The sequence below is a fragment of the Actinoplanes sp. NPDC023801 genome, from assembly GCF_040639655.1.
Taxonomy (GTDB): domain Bacteria; phylum Actinomycetota; class Actinomycetes; order Mycobacteriales; family Micromonosporaceae; genus Actinoplanes.
This window is the reverse complement of record NZ_JBFAAI010000003.1, coordinates 333048-353357: the sequence shown is the minus strand read 5'-3', so window position 1 is coordinate 353357 and position 20310 is coordinate 333048. Positions and strand designations below refer to the sequence as shown.

18 protein-coding genes are annotated in these 20310 nt (G+C 70.4%); 6 read left to right on the top strand and 12 right to left on the bottom strand.

Features of this window, described 5'->3' with window-relative positions:
* Positions 1–140 precede the first annotated feature (140 nt).
* The 7 genes from AB0G04_RS08700 to AB0G04_RS08670 form a co-directional block, all read right to left on the bottom strand.
* Complete coding sequence (locus tag AB0G04_RS08700; RefSeq protein ID WP_360978823.1) at positions 141–1187, bottom strand: aldo/keto reductase; 1047 nt, start codon at positions 1185–1187, stop codon at positions 141–143.
* 34 nt (positions 1188–1221) lie between these two features.
* Positions 1222–2340 (bottom strand): endonuclease/exonuclease/phosphatase family protein, encoded by a 1119-nt coding sequence (locus AB0G04_RS08695; RefSeq protein ID WP_360978820.1) that lies wholly within the window; start codon positions 2338–2340, stop codon positions 1222–1224.
* A complete protein-coding gene (locus AB0G04_RS08690; protein WP_360978817.1) occupies positions 2340–3374 on the bottom strand; it encodes an NAD-dependent epimerase/dehydratase family protein in 1035 nt (344 codons plus the stop codon). The genes AB0G04_RS08695 and AB0G04_RS08690 overlap by 1 nt, the downstream gene beginning before the upstream one ends.
* Positions 3375–3376: 2 nt before the next feature.
* Positions 3377–4570, bottom strand: a complete 1194-nt coding sequence (locus tag AB0G04_RS08685) for a glycosyltransferase family 4 protein (protein ID WP_360978814.1) — start codon at positions 4568–4570, stop codon at positions 3377–3379.
* Positions 4567–5526 (bottom strand): hypothetical protein, encoded by a 960-nt coding sequence (locus AB0G04_RS08680; RefSeq protein ID WP_360978811.1) that lies wholly within the window; start codon positions 5524–5526, stop codon positions 4567–4569. Before AB0G04_RS08680 ends, AB0G04_RS08685 begins: the two co-directional genes overlap by 4 nt.
* Positions 5523–6473 carry a UbiA prenyltransferase family protein gene (locus AB0G04_RS08675; protein WP_360978808.1) on the bottom strand — a complete coding sequence of 317 codons (951 nt, stop codon included), beginning with the start codon at positions 6471–6473 and terminating at the stop codon, positions 5523–5525. Before AB0G04_RS08675 ends, AB0G04_RS08680 begins: the two co-directional genes overlap by 4 nt.
* A 135-nt stretch (positions 6474–6608) precedes the next feature.
* Positions 6609–6794 (bottom strand): hypothetical protein, encoded by a 186-nt coding sequence (locus AB0G04_RS08670; RefSeq protein ID WP_360978805.1) that lies wholly within the window; start codon positions 6792–6794, stop codon positions 6609–6611.
* 211 nt (positions 6795–7005) lie between these two features.
* Here AB0G04_RS08670 and AB0G04_RS08665 point away from each other — a divergent pair, with 211 nt between their 5' ends.
* The 4 genes from AB0G04_RS08665 (at position 7006) to AB0G04_RS08650 (ending at position 12880) form a co-directional block, all read left to right on the top strand.
* Positions 7006–10218 carry a BTAD domain-containing putative transcriptional regulator gene (locus AB0G04_RS08665; RefSeq protein WP_360978802.1) on the top strand — a complete coding sequence of 1071 codons (3213 nt, stop codon included), beginning with the start codon at positions 7006–7008 and terminating at the stop codon, positions 10216–10218.
* Positions 10219–10294: 76 nt separating this feature from the next.
* Positions 10295–11284 carry a radical SAM protein gene (locus AB0G04_RS08660; RefSeq protein ID WP_360978798.1) on the top strand — a complete coding sequence of 330 codons (990 nt, stop codon included), beginning with the start codon at positions 10295–10297 and terminating at the stop codon, positions 11282–11284.
* A gap of 99 nt (positions 11285–11383) precedes the next feature.
* Complete coding sequence (locus AB0G04_RS08655) at positions 11384–12115, top strand: GAF and ANTAR domain-containing protein (RefSeq protein WP_360978795.1); 732 nt, start codon at positions 11384–11386, stop codon at positions 12113–12115.
* A 48-nt stretch (positions 12116–12163) separates the two neighbouring features.
* Positions 12164–12880: a GAF and ANTAR domain-containing protein gene (locus AB0G04_RS08650; RefSeq protein ID WP_360978792.1), complete on the top strand. Its 717-nt coding sequence runs from the start codon at positions 12164–12166 to the stop codon at positions 12878–12880.
* Positions 12881–12952: 72 nt separating this feature from the next.
* Here the strand turns inward: AB0G04_RS08650 and AB0G04_RS08645 are convergent, their stop codons facing one another.
* Complete coding sequence (locus AB0G04_RS08645; protein ID WP_360978789.1) at positions 12953–14077, bottom strand: Vms1/Ankzf1 family peptidyl-tRNA hydrolase; 1125 nt, start codon at positions 14075–14077, stop codon at positions 12953–12955.
* A 145-nt stretch (positions 14078–14222) separates the two neighbouring features.
* Between AB0G04_RS08645 and AB0G04_RS08640 the strand changes: the two genes are divergently transcribed.
* The gene (locus AB0G04_RS08640; RefSeq protein WP_360978786.1) at positions 14223–14957 is read left to right on the top strand and encodes an STAS domain-containing protein; all 735 of its coding nucleotides are present in this window, start codon (positions 14223–14225) and stop codon (positions 14955–14957) included.
* Between the two features lie 37 nt (positions 14958–14994).
* Here the strand turns inward: AB0G04_RS08640 and AB0G04_RS08635 are convergent, their stop codons facing one another.
* Both AB0G04_RS08635 and AB0G04_RS08630 read right to left on the bottom strand, forming a co-directional pair.
* On the bottom strand, positions 14995–16803 hold the full coding sequence (locus tag AB0G04_RS08635) for a SpoIIE family protein phosphatase (RefSeq protein ID WP_360978783.1): 1809 nt from the start codon (positions 16801–16803) through the stop codon (positions 14995–14997).
* A gap of 170 nt (positions 16804–16973) precedes the next feature.
* Positions 16974–17369 carry an STAS domain-containing protein gene (locus AB0G04_RS08630; RefSeq protein WP_360978780.1) on the bottom strand — a complete coding sequence of 132 codons (396 nt, stop codon included), beginning with the start codon at positions 17367–17369 and terminating at the stop codon, positions 16974–16976.
* A gap of 366 nt (positions 17370–17735) precedes the next feature.
* Between AB0G04_RS08630 and AB0G04_RS08625 the strand changes: the two genes are divergently transcribed.
* The gene (locus tag AB0G04_RS08625; protein WP_360978777.1) at positions 17736–18632 is read left to right on the top strand and encodes a chemotaxis protein CheB; all 897 of its coding nucleotides are present in this window, start codon (positions 17736–17738) and stop codon (positions 18630–18632) included.
* 52 nt (positions 18633–18684) lie between these two features.
* Here AB0G04_RS08625 and AB0G04_RS08620 read toward each other — a convergent pair whose 3' ends face one another.
* Positions 18685–19599: an NADP-dependent oxidoreductase gene (locus tag AB0G04_RS08620; protein WP_360978774.1), complete on the bottom strand. Its 915-nt coding sequence runs from the start codon at positions 19597–19599 to the stop codon at positions 18685–18687.
* A 179-nt stretch (positions 19600–19778) separates the two neighbouring features.
* Positions 19779–20285 carry a MarR family transcriptional regulator gene (locus tag AB0G04_RS08615; RefSeq protein ID WP_360978771.1) on the bottom strand — a complete coding sequence of 169 codons (507 nt, stop codon included), beginning with the start codon at positions 20283–20285 and terminating at the stop codon, positions 19779–19781.
* Positions 20286–20310: the final 25 nt, after the last annotated feature.

The following is a 20310-nucleotide window of genomic DNA, read 5'->3' as shown; positions in this document are numbered from 1 at the left end:
TTCGGCATCGATGGATCCGCAAGGTCGCGAAGGGAACGGTGCAGGACGGCGGAGGTCCGGTACGTGTCATGGCCGCCACCATGTGCGGGCCGGGCGCCCGTACCGGGACCTGCCGCCGATCTGCTGCGATCACCCCGCACTCAGGCGAAGTGACATCCGAGTTCGTCCCAGACCCGCATCTCGGACCATTCCGCCAGGAACTGATAGGGGTAGGACGGAACAGTGAACGCCGATACCCCGGTCAGCGCCTGAAGGTCCTCCGCCTCCAGTTCCAGGCCGGCGGCACCGAGATTGGTCTCGAGTTGTTCAGCGGTGCGTGCACCGAGAAGCAGAGAGGAGACACCGGGCCGCGACAGGAGCCAGGCGAGCGCGACGTGTCCCATGGGCCGGCCGATCCGGTCGGCGATGGCCCTGACCACATCGAGGATCGCGTAGGTCCGTTCGGTGTTGCGCCGTCCGTAGGCTTCCACACCGCGATCGGGGTCCTCGCCGAGGCGGGTGGCGCCCACCGGACGGGAGTCGCGCGTGTACTTCCCGGTCAGCCAGCCACCACCGAGCGGAGACCAGGGGATCAGCGACAGACCGGCCTCGACGGCGCAGGGCAGGACCTCGACCTCGATGCCCCGGTCCAGCAGGTTGTACTGCGGCTGCAGGGCGACGGGCACCGGGACGCCGAGCATCCGGGCGGTGGAGACGATCCTCTGGAGCTGCCATCCGGAGACGTTCGACCAGGCGAGGTAGTGGATCTTGCCGGACCGCACCAGATCGCCGAGTGTGGAGAGCGTCTCCTCGACATCCGTGTGCCGGTCCCAGCCGTGCATGTAGTAGACGTCGATGGTGTCCAGTTGCAGCCGGCGCAGGCTGTCGTCGACCGCCCGCACCACGGCCCGCCGTGAGCCGCCATGACTGCCCGCGGGCGGCCCGAAGCGTCCCTTGGTGGCGATCACGAGCTCGGCCGTCCCGCCGCGCTGTTTGCCCCAGCGTCCGATGATCTCCTCGGACAGGCCGTTCGCGTAGACGTCGGCGGTGTCGACGAAAGTGCCGCCGCGTTCCACGAACAGGTCCAGCTGCCGGTGCGCCTCCGCCTCGGTCGTCTCGGCGCCGAAGGTCATCGCGCCGAGTGCCAGACGTGAGACGACCGGGCCGTTACGCCCCAGACGGGCCATGGGCATCGCTGGATTCGTCACGACAATCTCCGTTCACACTGATCGATCGACAGTTTCACTTCTCGGTGATCAACAGATTCACGGCCTGCACCAGATGATCCGAATTGCCCTCGGGGTCGAGGCTCCGGAACTCGTCGACCGTGATGTTGTTCCGAATCAGATACCAATCGTTGCGCCACAGCATCGGCAGCTGCCCGCCGACACGCCACGTCGCCGGATAGAGCCGCCCGCTGGAACTCGCCGCGTCGCGTGTCACGTCCAGGAGGCCACGAATGTCACCCATCGCCGGGCTCGTGTTGAAGTCGCCGGCCACGATGAGCGGATTCGGATTGGCGGCCACATCCCTCGCCAGGATCCGGAACTCATTGCTGCGGATGGCGTGCCGCCGTTCGATCTCCCGGTAGAAGTCACGCGTGAACCAGTTCTGCTCGATGATGATCTGGATCGGCATGTGGATGTTGTAGGTCGACAGCACGGTGTTCCCGACCCGGACGTTCACCATCAACTCGTAGGGCGGCGGGGGAAGGTTCAGGTCCGACCCGGTCTCCTGATTGACGATCTTGTGGTCCACCACCGGCAGCCGGGTCAGCGTCAGAAGCGTTCCGGCGGCGATGGCCCGGTATTCCGGGAACGCCCGGGCGACATCCGACAGGTCCGTCACCGGCAGTGCCAGGTCCCCGTCGCGTGTCATGTGTTCCTGCAGCAGATAGACATCGGCGTCCAGGGCACGGAGATACCTCAGCATGGACTCCTTGTCGCGGCGATCGGTCAGCGTTCCTTCCCGCAACTGACCCCAATAATCCGTGTTCATCTGTACGACGCGCACCCGGCTGCCCTCTGCTGCCGGCCGGTCGGCCGGCAGCAGAGCCGAGTAGTTGATGCCCGACGAGGGGATGTTGACGAGGAAGGAGGCGATGACGAGCGCCAGGACCGGTGCCCGGAAACGTTTGAGGGGAATCGCCGCCAGCAGGAGAAGGGCCGGGACGACGGCGAACACGATGGGCGGCGCCAGCCCCGGCAGCACCCAGAACCAGACCTTGCCGGTCAGCAGTTCCTGCAGGACCGCGAAGACGAACCAGAGTGCCGCTGTGGCGAGTACGACGGCCGGCACCCGCGAACTCCGGCGGCCGGCGGAGGGGACGTCCTCCTGGACAACCGTCTCGGTGACAACCATCAGAACACCGCCTTGGCCATGCCGAGGACACCCTGCCGCCAGGGCTCACGACTGGTTCGCCCGGCCTTGACCACAGCCTGTTCCGACGACTTCTGCTGCCGCCACCAGTGGAACGTCCGGAGGATCGCGTCCTGGTTCGAGTACTTCGGCGCGAAGCCCAGCACGCTCCCGGCCCGGGCGGTGCTGACGTAGGCATCCCGGCTCAACTTGTAGATCAGCCGCTTGTAGACGGGCGAGATACCCAGCACCTCGAGCATGCGCAGAGCGCCGATCGCGGGTTTCGCCGGAAGGGCGATGACCCGCTTGCCGTGGCCCGCGGCGTCCAGAACGGCCTGGAAGTCGTCGTGCAGGGTGGTGAAGTCGGTAGCGGCCACGTTGAACTCCGAGTTCACCGTCGCGTCCGGCAGGTTCAGGACCGTGTTGACCACCTCGACGAGGTCGTCGACGTCGAGCATCTGGCTGCGGAAGTGACCGCCGCCCATCAGCGGGAAGTGATGACCCTCGTCGGCCCACTCGAAGAGCATCGAGAAGATGCCGAGCCGGTGCGGGCCGAGGAATGTCTTCGGCCGCAGGATGGGGACACACATGCCCTTGTCGCGGTAGTCCTCGCAGATCAGCTCGGCGTCGATCTTGGCGCAGTTGTACGGGTCGACGCGTTCCCGCGGATGTTCCTCGGGTGTGGGGACGATGTCGGGAAGGCCGTAGACGGCCGACGACGAGACGTGGACGACGCGCTTGATACGCGCCGCGTGGCAGGCGGCCATCACCGTACGCGTCCCCTCGACCGAGATCGAACGGATCTGCTGCGGTTTGTAGCTGGGCAGGGCCGCGGCGGCATGGATCACCACATCCGCCCCGGTGATCGCCGAACGGACGTCGCCCGGGTTGCGGATGTCACCGATGATCTGCCGGTAATTCGTGAGTTGCGGGACGAACGTCAGGTCGAGGCTCGTAACGCTGTGCCCTTCGGTGATCAGGCGCTGAATGAGGTTGCGGCCCAGGACGCCCGCGCCGCCGGTGATTGCGATGTGCATTCCTACCGTCCTTCGATCTGCTTCTTCTGGCCGGGGACGCGATCGCCGGCCTGGCGGTCCGGTCGCGCGGATCGTCCGTTCAGAAGTGAGCGGAAGATGTTCTCGTATCCGTCGATGCAGCCGTCCGCGCTGTAGAGCCGATGAGCCACCTCAGCGAGACGGCGCTTCTCCTCGGCGGGGAAGTCACGCAGCTCCACGAGAGCTGCCGCGATGCCGTCCACGTCCCGGGGCTCGGTCAGGCGCCCGAATCCGGTCTGCAGGACGGGCACCCGGCCGCCGGGCAGGTTGGAACCGACCACCGGCACTCCGCAGATCATGGCCTCGGCCTGGACGATGCCGAAGGACTCGGCCACCGAGGTCAGGGCGAAGGTGTCGATGGAGGCGTAGAAGTCGCTGGTGCCGGCCCGGTCGAGGAGCCCCAGGAAGACGATGCGGTCGTCCCCGGCGGCCAGCCGGCGCAGTTCCTCGATGTTGCTCCCGCCGGCGACGGCGTCGTACTCGCCGGCGAGCAGGAGCCGATCGTGTGGTTCGGCGACGCGCTGGAAGGCTTGGATGAGGTACTCGATGCCCTTGTCCGGCACGATCCGCCCCATGAAGCCCACATGATGGCCGGGTCCGTCACGGAACGCCGGAGCGCCGCCGCGCGGGTCCAGGCAGGGCGCCGGAACAGCGGACCACGCACCCGCGGCGACCTCCGGCCACAGGAGCGAGTGGCGTGCCTGATCCTCACTGTTCACGACGACATGGGTGCTGTTACGGATGGCGTTGCGGACGGAGAGGTTGACGCCCCGGATCTGGAGCCGGTTGATCAGTGTCGGCTTGAGCCACAGGTCGATGTGGTGGGTCGACACGATCGGGATGGCCGGCGCCAGCCAGGTGATGGGAGCGGACTCCAGCATCGGCAGGTGCAGGTGCAGACTCCTGGACCGGGCCGCGATCCGCCGGACCAGAGGCAGGAAGCCTGGGCTGACCGGGCCCCGCCCGATGCGGAACATCACGGGCGCCCGGAAGACGTGCACCCCCTCGAGCACTTCCTGACGCGGGAGGTCCGCCTCGTGCTGGGTGGTCACGACCGCGACCCGCCAGCCCCGCTTCGCCAGCCCTTCGGCGACGATGCGGGCGGTTTCGGTCAATCCCGAGACGTAGGGAGCGTAATAGTTCAGTACGACCGTCACGTCGAAGTTTTCGGACGTCATGACATTGCCCTCTCGAGCTGCTGCGTGGGCCGGGTGAGATGGGAGACCAGGGCTGCCAGGGCCGCGCCGATCACGTCGCCCGCCAGGATCAGCGCCCGGCTGAGCAGCGCCACCATGGCGGCGTCCGCCGGTGTGAGCCGCGTGGCGAGGATGGCTAGGAGTGCGCCGTCGCGCGCTCCGACCGCCCCCGGCAGTACGGCGAAGACGAGCCCGGCGATCGTGGACAGGGCATAGGCGGAGACGAGGAAGAGAGTGCCGCCTCCGGTGTGGGCGCCGAGAACGGCCAGATGCAGCCCCGTCAGCCCGGCCGCTCCGGCGAAGAGAAGCGTGGCGACGAGGAACGGCACCGGCGGCGGAAGCCCGATCCTCGACCAGATCCGGGCGAGCAACGACCGTGCCCGGTACGCGCCGGCCAGGGCCAGGACGGCCAGCACGGAGCACAGCACTGTCCAGCGCTCGTCGCCTCCCGGTTCCACGAGGGCGCCGGCCGCCGGCAGACTCAGCAGGCCCGCCGAGAGACACGCGGCCAGGGCGGCCCCCGCGAAGATCTGGATCAGCATGGTGGGAGTGGCGCCGTGCCCGCCGAGCAGCCGTTGCTGGATGACGAAGGTGAGAACTCCGCCCGGGGTGTACTTCCCCACCCCTGAGCGCAGGTGGACGAGGACCCCGTTCAGTGCGGTGACGCCGGGCAGCCGGTGGCTGCAGAGCCGCTGCCAGGCCCAGGCCCCGGGCAGAAGACCGATGAGGATCGTCATCAGGGCGGCCCCGATCGTCCGCGTCTCGAACGCCGCGGCCGCCTGGCGGATCGCCGCGCGATGCTCGATGAGGAAGAGCCCGATGCAGACGATCGCCACGATGTTCAACGTCCACCTGACCACCGTCAGCAGGGACTTGAACCTCGACGGGAGAACCGTGCCGCCGGAATCGGCGGCTCGACGCCCCTGGCCGTGCGTCACGCCATCCATTGCACGTCAGCCCATTCGGTGATGCGCAGCCCGATCAGGGTCACCGCCCACAACAGCGCGGTCCCGACGATCGGCCGGTCCCGGACCAGCAGCCGGGCCGGCTCCGAACCGCCACCGGAAACGAAGAGGACCTGCAGGTAGCGGAAGATCAGCAGAACCGCGAACGGAGCCGAGAACATCATGGCGGCCCGTCCGTACTGCGAGGAGAGATCGGTGTAGAACAGCGTCATCGTGGCCATGAGAACAATTGCGGAATTCAGCAGGATGAGATTGTCGAGAAGCTGAACCGAATACGCGCCGAGCGCGGGACGGTGACCTTCGCCGCTGGCCTGGATCATCTCGTGCCTGCGCTTTCCGAGGCTGAGCAGGATGCTGCCGGCGAAGACGGTCAGCGCCAGCCAGCCGGACAACTCGATCGACAGGACGACACATCCCGCGACAGCGCGCAGAACGAATCCGCAGGAAACAATCAGCACATCGAGGAGCGGAACATGCTTGAGGCCGCACGAATAGGCGAGATTGAGCGCCAGATAGAGGTACGCGGGCCAGGCGGCCCACCAGGGGCCGAGAACGGTGAGCGCCAGCAGAGCGGCGGCGAGCGTCGTCGCCACGATCACCGCCTCGACGGGGGAGATCTCCCCTGAGGCGATCGGGCGGTTCCGCTTGACCGGATGGGATCTGTCCCGGTGCCGGTCGGCGTAGTCGTTGAGCACGTAGACCAGCGCGGACGCCAGGATGAAGAGGCAGGTGATCCAGGCCAGCCGCAGGTAGCCGCTCAGCGGGAGAACAGGGTTGCCGAGCAGGGCCAGCGGGACCGCGATCAGGTTCTTCGACCACTGATGCGGCCGGACGAGTGCCAGCAGGGCTCGCCAGTGCGGGCGCTGGAGATTGTCGGAGGTCAGGACTCCGGAAGACGGTATGGAGACATGATTTACCACTGTCTGCTTACCCCCGTGAATCGACGAACAGAGACCGGCGATTGCGAGTCGATCATTAGTGAGACCAAATTGCATCGAAGGTGGCCGGTGCGATGGCCCAGTGGAAGGTGATCCGGTTCTCCCGGTGCGGCGCCGCTATCTCGCGGGACGCAGCACCTGCAGGATCCGGAACCAGAAGCCGGCCGGTTTCCGGGACACCGCGACCGCCTTCTTCCGCGGTTCGGTCCGGTCCGCGACGGTCGGCGCCTTCGGGGACGCGGAGTCGAGACCCTGTTGTGTGAGCCGCATCGCACGGATGCCGGCGCCGGGGTCGAAGTGCATTTGATTCTCCCGAGTACTGGTCGGGACCGAACGGCCGGCCGTGTGGTACGGCGGAGTGATGAGGCATTCATCACTCATTTCAGGAGGCCGTATCGGTCGCTGGATCATGCTCATTGCCGAACCACACCGGTAAGGTAATTTCGACCGTCATCGTTTGATCACCGCTTCGTCACCACGGGGGTGGCGGACCCGAACGAGGAGTGGCCGCACAGTGGAGTTCCGGGTCCTCGGGCCGTTGCAGGTCCACGGCAACAGCGGTCCACTTCCCCTTCGAGGCCCCCGGGAACAGCGGATCCTCGCCGTCCTCCTGCTGAACCACGACCGGCTCGTACCGCTGGATCAGCTCATCAAGGCGGTGTGGGACGACAACCCACCGGCCACCGCCGGGACCCAGGTGCGCAACCGGGTGTCCGAGCTACGCCGCACCTGGGCCGTCGCGGTGGCCCGGCCGGACGACGTGCTCGTCACCGAGGGCAGCGGCTACCTGCTGCGGCTGAGCGACCACACCCTCGACCTGACGGTGTACGAACGCCAGGTCGTCGCGGCCCGCGCGGCGATGCGCGCCGGCGACCGGCCCTCCGCCCTGCGACTGCTGCGCTCGGCCCTCGGCCAGTGGCGCGGCCCGGCGTTCGCCGGCGTCGGGGGCGGCATGATCGATGCGGCCGCGGCCCGCTGGGAGGAACACCGGCTGTCCGCGGTGGAGGAGTGCCTCGGGCTCGAACTCGACCTGGGCCGGCACACGCACATCGTGGACGAGGTGACCGCGCTCGCCGAGGAGCACCCGTTCCGGGAACGCTTCGTCCACCAGTTGATGCTGGCTCTCTACCGGTCGGGCCGGCAGGCCGACGCACTGTCCGCCTACCAGCGGTATGCCGAGCGGCTGCGCGACGAACTGGGCCTCGACCCCGGCCCGGAACTGGGCAAGCTCCACGAAGCCGTCCTCCGCCGGTCACCGGGCATCGACGCGCCGCCGGCGGCGCCCGCCCCGGAACCGCCGCCCGCGGCCACCGGCGTACCGGCACCGCCCGAACGGGACGCCGCGACGGCACCACCCGCCACCCGCCCGCCGGCCGTACCCACTCGCCCGGCCGAACTGCCCGCCGACCTCGTCGACTTCTCCGGCCGTACGAACGAGATCGCCGCCCTGGACAAGCTGTTCACCGAAGGCCGGCAGAGGCGCCGAGGGGTGCAGGTCATCGCGGTCACCGGGACGGCGGGCGTCGGCAAGACCGCCCTCGCCGTGCACTGGGCGCATCGGGTGGCCGACCAGTTCCCGGACGGTCAGCTGCACGTCAATCTCCGGGGCCACGCGCAAGGCCCGTCGATGCGGCCCGTCGAAGCACTCGCCACGATGATCCGGGCGCTGGGTGTCAGCGCCGAGGAGACGCCGTTCGAGTTGGACGACGCGGCCCGGCTGTTCCGGTCGCTGCTCGCCGGCCGGCAGGTGCTGCTGATGCTGGACAACGCGGAATCCGCCGAACAGGTGCGGCCGTTGCTGCCCGGCACGTCCGGCTGCGTGGTACTCGTCACCAGCCGCGACCGCTTGACCGGGCTGGTGGCCAGCCACGGCGCGCGCCGGCTCGCCCTCGATCCGCTGGGGCCGGCCGAGGCGTACGAGCTGATGAGACAGATTCTCGGTGAGTCGCGGATGGACAGCGACCCGCAGGCCACGCAGCGCCTGGTGCAGGCATGTGCCGCACTGCCCCTGGCGCTGCGGATCGCCGCGGCGAACCTCGACAGCGAGCCGCACCGTTCGGTTGCCGAGTACGCGGCGGAGCTCCACGACGGCGATCGGCTGGCCGCGCTGCGCGTCGACGGTGACTCGCAGGCGGTGCAGACCGTTTTCGACACCTCCTACACGGCTCTGCCCGCCGAGATGCGCAAACTCTTCCGGCTGGTCGGCCTGGCCCCCGGACCGGATGTGCCCGCGGCTGCCATGGCCCGGATGGCCGGCATCGACGCGGACCGGGCGGCGCGGCTTCTCACCGGACTCGCGGCCGCTCACCTGATCCATGAGAGCGGCCGGCGACGGTTCACCTCCCATGACCTCCTACGTCTGTACGCCCGGAAGCGCGCCGAGGCGGAAGACAGTCCCGAGGTCCGCGACGCGGCGCTCGGTGCACTGTTCGACTGGTATCTGGAACAGGCGCGTGCGGCGGCACAGGTCCTGCATCCGCACATGATGCGCCTCGCCGACCAGGAGTTGCCGCCGCCCCCGGTGCGCTTCGGCAACCACGCCGCCGCGATCGCCTGGCTCGACGACGAGCGTCCCAACCTCGTCGCCGCCGTGTCCGCGTCGGCCGCCTCGGGCCGGCCCGGAACCCCCTGGCTGCTGGCTGACGTACTGCGCGGGTACTTCTGGCTGCGGGGCCACACGACGGACTGGCTGTACACCGCCGAGTCCGGGGTGGCGGCGGCGACGGCGCACGGTGACCTGCGCGGTGAGGCCGCGGCCCGCCTCGCCCTCGGCTTCGCCCACTACAGCCGGGGCCGGTGCGGGCAGGCCGCCGAGCAGTACCGGGCCGCCCTGGAATGCAGTCGCCGGGCCGGATGGGAGGCCGGTCAGGCCACCGCGCTGAGCAACCTGGGTCTCGCCCGGGCGACCGCCGGCGATCTGCGCTCCGCCCTGGACGCGCTCCACCCGGCGGCGGCCATCGACCGGCGGCTGGGGCGCCGGCCCGGCCTGGCCACCACGCTCTGCGCGCTGGGGCAGGTGAGCGCCCGGCTCGGCCGTGCCCGGCAGGCGGTCCACCACTTCGAGGAAGCGTTGTCGCTGTATCGGGAAACGGACTCGCTGAGCGGTCAGGCGATGGCCCTCAGCGGTCTCGCTCTGGCGTTGTCGGTACTCGAACGGCACGAGGAGGCGGTCCCCGTCGCCACCCGTTCGCTGGACATCTACCGCGAGGCCGGCGACGCCGACGGCACCTCGGCCACCATGGATCTGCTGGCGCGCCTGCACTGCGGCGCGGGCCGGCACCGCGAGGCCGTCGAACAGGCGACGACGGCGCTCGAACTGGTCGAGCAGACCGACCGCCGGCGTCAGGCACCGGCGCTGCTCAACACACTCGGGCGAGCGCACCTGGCACTCGGTGACGCACCGCGGGCCAGGGACTGTCACGAGCGGGCCCTGGCCGCCGTCGAACCGATCGAGGCGCTGTTCCAGGAGCTGGAGGCGTACGCGGGGCTGGCCGGTGCCATGCGCGCCCTGGGCAGCGCCGAAGCCGCGCTCGGCCATGCCGCACGAGCACTCGAACTGGCACAACAGGCCGGCTACCGGACGAGCGAGGGGGAGGTTCTCCGGACGCTCGCCGACATCCACCGTGATCTCGGGAACGACGCTGAGGCGGAGGTGTGCGCCAAGCAGGCGCTGCAGATCGCCCAGGAGGAGAAGCAGGAGCCGGTCACCGGCCCCGGACTGTCGTGACGACGGATCAGCCGTGCCGTCCCGTCCGTACCGGCGAATGTGGTTTTCGGTGGATCGGATCGGGCATACCCGCCGGATGCCGGTCGAGCTGGATCCTCCGCTGCCCGCTCACCTCCAGTTGGAGGTGACCTCCGCGTGCAACCTGCGCTGCACGATGTGCCTGGTCCGATACCGTCCACCGGTCAACAAGCTGGCCGGGGCGATGGCGCCGGAGCTCTACCACCGCCTGGTCGAGGACGTCCCGCTGCGGCAGCTCACCCTTCAGGGGCTCGGCGAGCCACTGCTGTCGCCCTACCTGCCGGAGATGATCGAGGCGGCGGTACGACGCGGCATCCGGGTCGGGTTCAACACGAACGCGACGCTGCTGAACCGGCGCCGTGCCGTGGAACTGGTGGCCAGCCGGGTGGACTGGTTGCACGTGTCGCTCGACGGTGCCACCGCGGGCGCCTACGAGGCGATCCGCGACGGCGCGGACTTCGACACCGTGATCGCCAATCTGGCCGGTCTGGTTCAGGAGAAGCGGGCGGCCGGGAGCGCGACCCCGTGGATCCGGGTGGTCTTCGTGGCGATGCGCGACAACGTCGCCGAGCTGCCCGCCCTGGTCCGGTTGCTGAGCCGGATCGGGGTCGACGAGTTGCGGGTGCAGAACCTGTCGCACAGCTTCGACGACACCGACCCGGCCGGCCGCTATGACGAGATCCGCACCTTCACCGCCGGCCAGGCGTTGTGGACGGGCGACGACCTGGCGCGGGCCGAGGCCGCGTTCGCCGAGGCGCGCCTGGTCGCGGCCGGGGAGAACGTGCGGCTGCGGCTGCCCCGGTTCAACGACCAGGGCGGTGGTGGCTGCACCTGGCCGTGGGACGCCGCCTACATCACCAGCGCCGGAGTGGTTCAGCCGTGCTGCATGGTGATGGGAGACGACCGGGTGTCGCTCGGCGACCTGAACGAGGCCGGTTTCCCGGAGATCTGGCGCGGTGCGGCATACCGCGACTTCCGGCGGCGTCTGGCCGGCGACGATCCGCCGGAGGTCTGCCGCGGCTGTTCCCTCTATCACCACACCTTCTAGGCCCGGGGCGGACCTTCCAGGACCCGGGCGGGGACCGCGCGAATAGATCTGCCCCGGCCCGGGTAGTCGGGTGCGATATTCACGGAGGAACGACACGACATGACGATGCGCCGGTCCGGGGCGTCCGCGCCCCGGGAGTGGAGCCCTCTGGTGCGCTGCCTCATCGAGCTCGCCGACACCCCGGACGATGCCGCCGGGGTGGAGACACAACTGGTCACGGTCGCCCTGCTGACGGTCGACCGGGTGAACGCAGCCGACTACGCGTCCATCACCGCGTTGCGCGGCGACGGCTACGCGACCGTGGCCGCCAGCAGCGATCTGGCGCGCACCGTCGACGAGGCGCAGTACAACAGTGACGCCGGCCCCTGCCTCGACAGCGTCGACACGGGTGCCCCGATCGCCGTGCCGGACATCGGGAGCGCCATGCGGTGGCCCGGATTCCGGGAGCAGGCCTTCGCGCTGGGGTTGCGGGCGTCGCTGTCCATCCCGCTGTTCGCCGGAAGTGGTTCGACGCTTGCCGCGCTGAACCTCTACGGTCGCGATCACGCCACGATGGGCGCCCTGATCAAGGCCGTCCTGTCCGTGTTCGAGGCCCAGGACGGGAACGCCGAGTCCGGTCCGGAGGTCCTCGATGACGGCTCCCGCGAGTTGGTCATCGGGCTCACCGAGGCGCACGCGGTCCGCGCGACCATCCAGCGTGCGATCGGTGTGACGATCGCACGGGAGAACTGCACGGCCGAGGAGGGCTATCGTCTCCTGCGGGCCCGTGCCGCCGACACGGGTACGACCCTGAGCCGGACCGCGCGGGGACTACTGGCGGAACAGCGATGACCGCGGCGCCCCGACCCCGCTCCCACCTGACCGCTCAGGAGGTACGCAGTGACCGATGACCGTCCTGCCGATCCCACGGCGGCTTTCGCGGAGCTCGGCCGCATCAAGCTCGGCGAGACCGACCTGGGCGGCGTCCTCGAGCGGATCGCGGCGCTGGCGAAGCGTACCGTTCCGGGCGCTGCCGAGGTGTCGGTGACGCTGGTCCGCGACGCCGGCGTGCACACCGCGGCGTTCACCGGGCAGACCGCGCTGGTCCTGGACGAAGCGCAGTACCGGGCGGGGTACGGGCCTTGCCTGGACGCCGCCGCCGCGGCCGCCACGTTCTCGCTGCCCGACATGGCTCAGGAGACCCGCTGGCCGGAGTTCGCCGGTCGGGCCCTGGAGGCCGGGATCGGGAGCTCGTTGTCGATCGGCCTGCCGGTGCACGCCGATGTCACCGGTGCGCTGAACGTGTACGCCACCGAGGCCCGGGCCCTGACCGAGGAGGCGATGGCGCTGGCGCAGGCCTATTCCGGTTACGCCGCTGTCGCACTGGCCAACGCGCACCTGCACGACGCCAACGTGAGCCTGGCGCAGCACCTGCATTCGGCGATGCAGAGCCGGGCGGTGATCGAGCAGGCCAAGGGGATCCTGATGGGCGGGCGGGGATGCAGCGCGGAGGAGGCGTTCAAGATCCTGGTGAAGCTGTCGCAGGACTCGAACCGCAAGCTACGTGACGTGGCCGCCGCCCTGGTGGAGAGCGTTCAGAACTCGAGAAGATCCTGAGCTTCCGGCGTCGCCGGTCAGATTGCGCGGGAGCAGCCGTGCCGGCCGTCCACGCCGGCCGGCACGCAACGATTACCGCGCCGCGGTGCTGGCGTCCGCGTAACGCAGCACGGCGCCGATGCCGTGTTCCAGCGTCACCTCTCCGGGGGCGACGAGGACGAGGTTCGCTCCGGTGCCGGTGATGGCACGCACCAGCGCGGCGTCGGCCCGCACCCGCTGCGGTTCCCGCACGCCGGCCTCGCGCAGCACATGGTCGTCGACGGAGATCAGCGCCGGGTCGTCAGGGGAGATCCACAGCTTGTCGGTCGAGGACGGGTCGTGGGCGAGCAGCACGGTGTCGGCCTGACCGCGCTGCAGGCGGGTCACCACGTCGGTGAGGCCGCTGCTCGCGGTGCCGTCGGACTGTTGTGCCCGATACCGGTCGACGGCCTCGCGGGTGTGCCGGTCGGCGATCTCGGCCACGGCCTGGATGGTCACGTCGTCCAGCGGGGACTCGTCGGCGCCCGCGTGCCGTGACCCGGCGTCGGTCTGCACCAGCCGGTCCTGCCACCGCTTGGGCAGCCGGCCGGCGAAGGTCTGCACGGCCCGGACGTCGCCACCGACGACGATGACCTCCGCACCGACCTGGTCGGCGAGATCGGCCGCCGCGGCGGCCACATCGCCGGCGTTGCGCTTCCACGACTCCTCGACCGCCTGCTGGAAACGACGGTGTGACCAGCCACCGGCGTGAACCTTGCGCAGCGGGAACGTGGCGCCGCCGGTCACCTGCCGGTGCCGGGGCGCCCCGCCGACCTCGAGGGCGTCGAGGTCGGCGCCGGTGCGGTCGGCGAGGACCCGGACGTACGGCACCTCCTCGCCCCGCTGGGCGATCAGCGGCATGAGGTGCGGCAGCGCGCTCAGGCTGGCCTCGTCGGCGGGCGGGGGAGCCGGCAGCGTCTCCAGCATGGCGACCTCGCCGTCCCGGGCGAAGACGGCCAGCCCGTACCGGCCCGGCTGATACGGATGGTTCTGGACGGCGGCCTCCACGGCGTCGAGGGTGGCGCTGTCCGCGCCCTGCCCGGTCAGTTGTTCGCGGAGCGCTCGCCATCGCAGCGCCACCTCGTGGTCGGCGTTCTCGCCGGCGCGGGTGGCGTCCAGATATACCGACACCCACGATCCGGGGTGTGCGACGAGCGGGCGGAGGAAGTCGAGGTTCATGGCAACGTCTCTTCCGTGACGTGATGGTCTGGCCGCGGGCGGATACCCCGATACCGGCAGAAATCACGGCGAATCCTCGTCCTCGACGTCGCGGAGCGGCCGGACTTGTCCACGCCCGGCCGGAGCGCCGGGGGACAATGGCGGTATGGATGCTGTCCAGTGCGACGTCGAGCCGGTGGGAACACGTCTGCTGGTGCACGTCCGGGGGCAGCTTTCGCTGGCCTCGGCCCCGCTGGTGCGGACCGCCCTGTTCAAGTGCCTGGTGGAGCAGCCCGACGCGGTGGTGGTGGACCTCGCCGCGACGGTGGTGACCGAACCCGCCGCGTTGGCGGTCTTTCTGGCCGCCACGCGTCAGGCCTCTTTGTGGCCGGGTGTCCCGCTGCTGCTGGCCGCACCCGATCCCGCCATGGCAGAGATGTTCACCAGCGGGTACGGGCGGCTGGCCGTGCACGCATCGGTCCCGGAGGCGCTGAACGCGGAGATCCGGCAGCAGACGTCTGTCATCCGGGACACGCTGCTGCCGGCCTCCGGAGCCGCCCGGCGCGCCCGTGAACTGGTCACCGAAGGTTGCCTGCGCTGGGAGCTGCCGCAACTGGTCGGCCCGGCGAGTGTCGTGGCGAGTGAGCTGGTGACCAACGCGGTCGTGCACGCCCGGACGTTGATCGATTTCCAGCTCACCCTGGGCCGCCGCTACCTGATCGTCGCCGTCCGTGACGGCAGCGACGCCGTGCCGGTGCAGCCGCCGCCGGCTTCCGGCGATCCGGACGACCTGCGCGGACTGCTGCTGGTGAAGACCTTGGCCTGCCGCTGGGGCACGCTTCCCGCGTACGGCGGGAAGATCGTGTGGGCGACGATGTCCCGGCGAGGCCTGCCGGACTGAACGCCGGTGACCGGTCGATCACCCCGGAAGCCGCCGGCTATGCGCTGATGTTGCGATCCGTCCGGGTCCGGGAGCCCTCGGCGACGTCGGCCGGTGCGGTGGTGGCGATGATCAGGGCGACGTCGTCCTCCCGGGGGCGGGCATCGGCGTGGACGACGAGCAGGTCGGCGAGGGTGTCCGGGTCTGTTTGCGGGGAGTCGGCGAGCAGCCGGTGCAGACCGTCGAAGCCGTCGTCGATGGTGGCGTCGCGGGTTTCGATGAGCCCGTCGGTGTGCAGGATCAGACTGGCACCGGGCGGCAAGCGGTGCTGGTGGGTGGTCCGTGATCGCCGGTGCCGGGCACCGAGCAGCGGGTCGGTGCCCGGCAGGGCGCGGACGTGTCCGTCGGCGGTCACGACGCTCGGTGGCGGGTGCCCGGCGTTGGACCAGGTCACGGTGTGGCTGCCGTCGGTCTCGTGATCGAGGTAGGCGAGCAGCACGGTGGCGATGGTGTGTGCGCCGAGGGCGTGATTGGCGTGATCGAGGCGTTGCAGCACGGCGGCCGGTGTCTCCGCCCGGTCGATGAGCATGCCGCGCAGCATGCTGCGCAGTTCGCTCATGGCCGCGGCGGCGGTGAGGTTGTGGCCGGAGACGTCGCCGATGACCAGCGCCAGCCGGCCGTCCGGGAGCGGGACGGCGTCGTACCAGTCGCCACCGACGAGATCTCCGTGGTGGGCGGGCAGGTAGCGGGCGGCCAGCCGCGCGGTCGCCATGACCGGGAGCCGGGTCAGCAGGGCCTGTTGCAGGGTACGGGCGGCGGTGTTCTGTTCCTGCAGGTGAGCGACGCGCTGCAGGGCCTGTCCGACGTAACCGGCGATGGTCACCATGACGCTGCGCTGGTCGGCGTCCAGCTCGTGCGGATGGTTCCAGGAGAAGGTGAGCGCCCCGAGAGGCCCCCGGACACCCGGCACGGGAGCAGCGGCGATGGCCTGCCAGTTCAGGGCGGCCATCTCGTCGGCGAGCTGGGGATAGCTCTCGCCGATGGCTGCCGGATCCGGCAGGGCCAGAAGCTGCCCGGTACGGAACACCTCCGCCGCCGGGAGCGGTGCCGAAGCCGGGAAACTGGGCCACCGCTCGGCGACGTCCGCGGGCAGCGGTTCGGTGCCGTAGACCTGGAGGCGTTGCTCGGCGTCGAGCAGAACCATCCCGACGTGGGCCGGCGCGAACGCCGGCGAGGTCAGGCGGGCGAGCACGGTCACGATCTGCTCGATGGTGCGTGTCTTGGCCAGCAGTTCACTGGCCTTGAGCAGCAGTTCACTGCGCTGGGACGCCCGTTGCGCCTGGTGGCTCGCGGCGGCGGCGACAGCCCGGCCGGCCTCGGCGTGCCGGGTGGCGATCCTCAGTCGCAGACTGTCCGAGCAGGCCAGCGCCATGTCGGCCAGCAGTGACAGTTCCGCGTCGGTCCATGATCGTGGCTCGTGGTCGATGGCGCACAACGCGCCCAGGACGGTGCCCTCGGCGTCGGTCAACGGCATCCCCGCGTACCCGGCGATGTCCAACTCGTCGATCGCCGGATTCCCGCTGCACCGATGGTCGGCGCGGGCATCGGTGATCACCAGCGGCCCCTGGGCCATGGTCACGTGCTGGCAGATGGCGTGAGTCAGCGGGGTCTGCCGGATCGTCGCCCACGGCTCGCTCAGCCCGGCAGCGCCGGGAAAGAACTGCCGCTGATCGTCGAGGAGCGACACCAGCGCGACCGGCACGCCGAGCAGGTTGCGTACCAGCCCGGCGATCCGGTCGAACACCGGTTCACCGGCAGCATCCAGCCCGGTGTCCATCACCGCCCGCACCCGCTCGTCGGACAACACGGCATACACCCCTCTCGAAGTCCGGCACGTCGTGTCGCCCGGGTGTGAACAGACCGGCCGGTGATCGGCCGGCCCCGTGTTGCTGACTCAAGGGTCTCCGCCACGTTGCCACAACGGATGGTGGCTCACCAGCATCGACATCCGAGTCGTACCCCGCGCGGCGGTTTATCTCACCAGGCGTCCTGCTGAGCCTGCCGGGCGGCCTCCGGAGGGCTGCCGGCATGGTCGCCGACGCAGAGGACAGCCAGCAGACCGGTGATCTCCAGCACCCGGAGGACGTTGGGGTGCACGCGCGGCATCGAGAACCGCGAGCCGGCCCGTTCGGCGATCCGGCGGGCGATGAGCAGAGCGCGGATGCCACCGGAATCGATGAACGTCAGCCCGGCCGCATCGATGCGGATCGGCGCGGGCGCATGACGCCGCACCGCGTCGACGACAGCGGCTCGCAGGAGTTCGGTCTCCTCACTGTCGAGCTCGCCGGTGAGGGTGACCTGGACGGAGCCGTCCGCGGTGGTCCCAACGGGGTCGATGTGCAGGCGCGCAGCCGGGGGGAAGTCGGACGTCACGGAGGGCTCCCGTCGGGGGTGTGCCGGTTGTGTCCCTCGCTGCTGAAGGCCTTCATGTCCGACCCTATCCATTCGCGGAGATGCGGGCGTGGCGACCCGGCGCGTGTCGGGGGAGGGCCCTGTCCGGGACGCCCGTGACCGGCTGATCCGCCCGGGAATCCCGGCGACGACCGCTGCGGTCGCCGGACCGCGGGCGTTTGCCGGGATCCGGAGCGGGAAAGCGGCGCGATGAGGAGAGGCGGACGGAGATGATGCGTCGCGACGTGGTGGTGATCGGCGGATCGGCGGGCTCCCACAAGCCGCTGGCCCAGATGCTGGCGCGGTTGCCGGCCGACCTGCCGGCCGTGGTCCTGGTGGCCCCTGCACGTGGCGCCCGGGGCACGGACCTCGCTCGCGGAGTCCCTGGCATCGTCCTGTGCGCTCCCGGTGCTTGCCGCCGTCGACGGCGCCCGGCTGGAGCCGGGCCGTGTCCACGTGGCGGTGCCGGACCGGCATCTGCTCGTCGACGAGAGTGATGCGCTGCGGCTCAGCAGCGGTCCGCGACAGAACCGGGTGCGCCCGGCCGTGGACGCGCTGTTCCGGTCGGTCGCCCGGTGGTGCGGTCCGCGGGCCATCGGCGTGGTGCTGTCGGGCAGTCTGGACGACGGATCGGCGGGCCTGGCCGCGATCGCTGCCGAAGGTGGGGTGCCGCTGGTGCAGGATCCGTCGGAGGCCCGGTTCCCCGGCATGCCGAAGGCCGCGTTACGGGTCGTCCCGGACGCGGCGACGATGACGGCGTACGACCTCGGGGAGGCCGTCGCCGAGATGGCCGGCAAGCCGATCACCGACGAGAGCCGGCCACCGGACCCTCTGATCTGGGAGACCGACATGATCGCGTACGGCACCTCGGACGTCCCCGACCGCGGGGAGCCCGTCGCGCTGGGCTGCCCGGACTGTCTCGGCGGGATGTACGTGGTACGCAGCGGTCTCGCCGCCCACTACGTCTGTCACGTCGGCCACTCGTACTCGCCGCAGTCGCTGCTCGCCGCCCGCAACGAGAACGCCGAGGAGGCGATCTGGACCGCGGTCAGCGCCCTGCAGGAGAAAGCCATGATCCTCGAGGAGCTGGTGAGGCAGTCGGAGGCGTCGGGCGACGGCGCGGCGGCCGAGACGTTCCGGGCGGAGGCCGGACGCGCCGGACAGGCGGCAGCGGTCCTGCAGGAGCAGGTGAGCCGGCCGGCCGGCACGCGCGGCGATGACACGGTACGCCGAACAGTGGGGTGAGGCCCGCGCCACCGGGCACCGGGTCGGCCGGCGGCCGACCCGGCAGCTCCCGTCACACGACAATGACGGTCTTGCCCGGCAGCGTGCCGGCCGCGGCCTGGGCGTGGACCGCCGGGAGCTCCGCGAGCGGGACCCGCTGGGCGACCTCGACCCGCAGTTGACCGGAGTCGACGAGCGATACCAGGTGCGACAGCCGGCCGGCGTCGCTGCGGACGAACAGGTCGATGCCGCGTACGCCGCGCTGCTCGTCGCTGGGGGCGGGCATCCACACCGTGGTGTTGACGAGCACGCCACCCGGGCGGATCAGGTCGAGCAGAGCCGCCAGCCGGTCCGGCTGGACGGGGGCGAGGTTGAGTACCACGTCGACCGGGCCGGTCGTGGCGTGCTCGGTGACCTCGTCGGCGCCCGCGGCCCGGGCGCGGTCGGCGGTGCGCGCGCTCGTCACGGCGATCACGTACGCCCCGGCGTTCTTGGCCAGCTGGACGGCGTGACCGCCGACCGCTCCACCCGCTCCGTTGATCAGCACCCGCTGCCCGCTGGTGAGTTTCGCGTGGTCGAACAACGCCTGCCACGCGGTGAGGCCGGCGGTCGGCAGCGCGGCGGCGTCGGCCAGGTCGATGCCGGTGGGTGCCGGTGCCAGGATGCCGGCCGGGGCGACGACGTATTCGGCGGCGGCGCCGGCACCGGTCATCGGCAGGAAGCCGACGACCCGATCGCCGATCTCGAGGCCGGTCACGCCCGCACCGAGCTCGACGACCGTGCCGGACACGTCGATGCCCGGGGTGTGCGGCAGCGTCACCGGAATCGGGCCCCGCATGAAACCCGCGCGGATGTTGCCGTCGACACCGTTGAACGACGTCGCCGCGACCCGCAGCAGCACCTGCCCGGTGCCGGGGACGGGCTGGTCGATGTCCTCGTGGCGCAGGACGGCCGGGTCGCCGTACTCATGGAATCGGATCGCCTTCATGGCTTGCCCTCGCCTCTTCTTCGCCAAGTGCTTCGAATTCGGAGCACTCCTGAACCATAGCTCGCTTCGAATTCGAAGCAAGTGGAATGCGGTGTGAGCCGCCCGACACTCGGTCCGGCTGACTGATCAGGCGTTGCGGGAACGGGAGGGCGGAGACAGGCGGTTCTGCCGGCTCGGGCTCAGCCGGATCTTCTGCGCCCGGCGCGGGGTCTGGCCGACCGGGGCGGGACGGCGCGCATGTGGTCGCGGACCCGCTGCAGAACGGTGCTGAGTGCGCCGAGATCCGTGCCGGTCATCGGCGCGAACAGCAGCTCCTGGACCCGGTCGACGTGCCCGGGCAGCACCCGCGCGACCAGCGCCCGGCCGGCGCCGGTGATCGTCACCATGACGCTGCGCTCGTCGTCCGGCGACGGCGACCGGGTGATCAGGCCGCGCTTGTCGAGCAGTCCGGCCTGATAGGTGAGCCCGCTCCGGCTGTACACCACGCCGTCGGCCAGGTCGGTCATCCGCAGCCTGCCCTCCGGGGCGTCGACCAGCCGGGCCAGGATCTGGAACTGCACGAAGCTGAGGTCACCGTCGGAGCGCAGATGCTCGTCGACCGCGTACTGAAGAAGGCTGCTGACCTCGATCAGAGCGAAGTACGCACCGAGTTGCTCCGCGTTCAGGCCGGGCGCCGGATCACTCACCGCACGATCGTACGTGCTTCGGTTC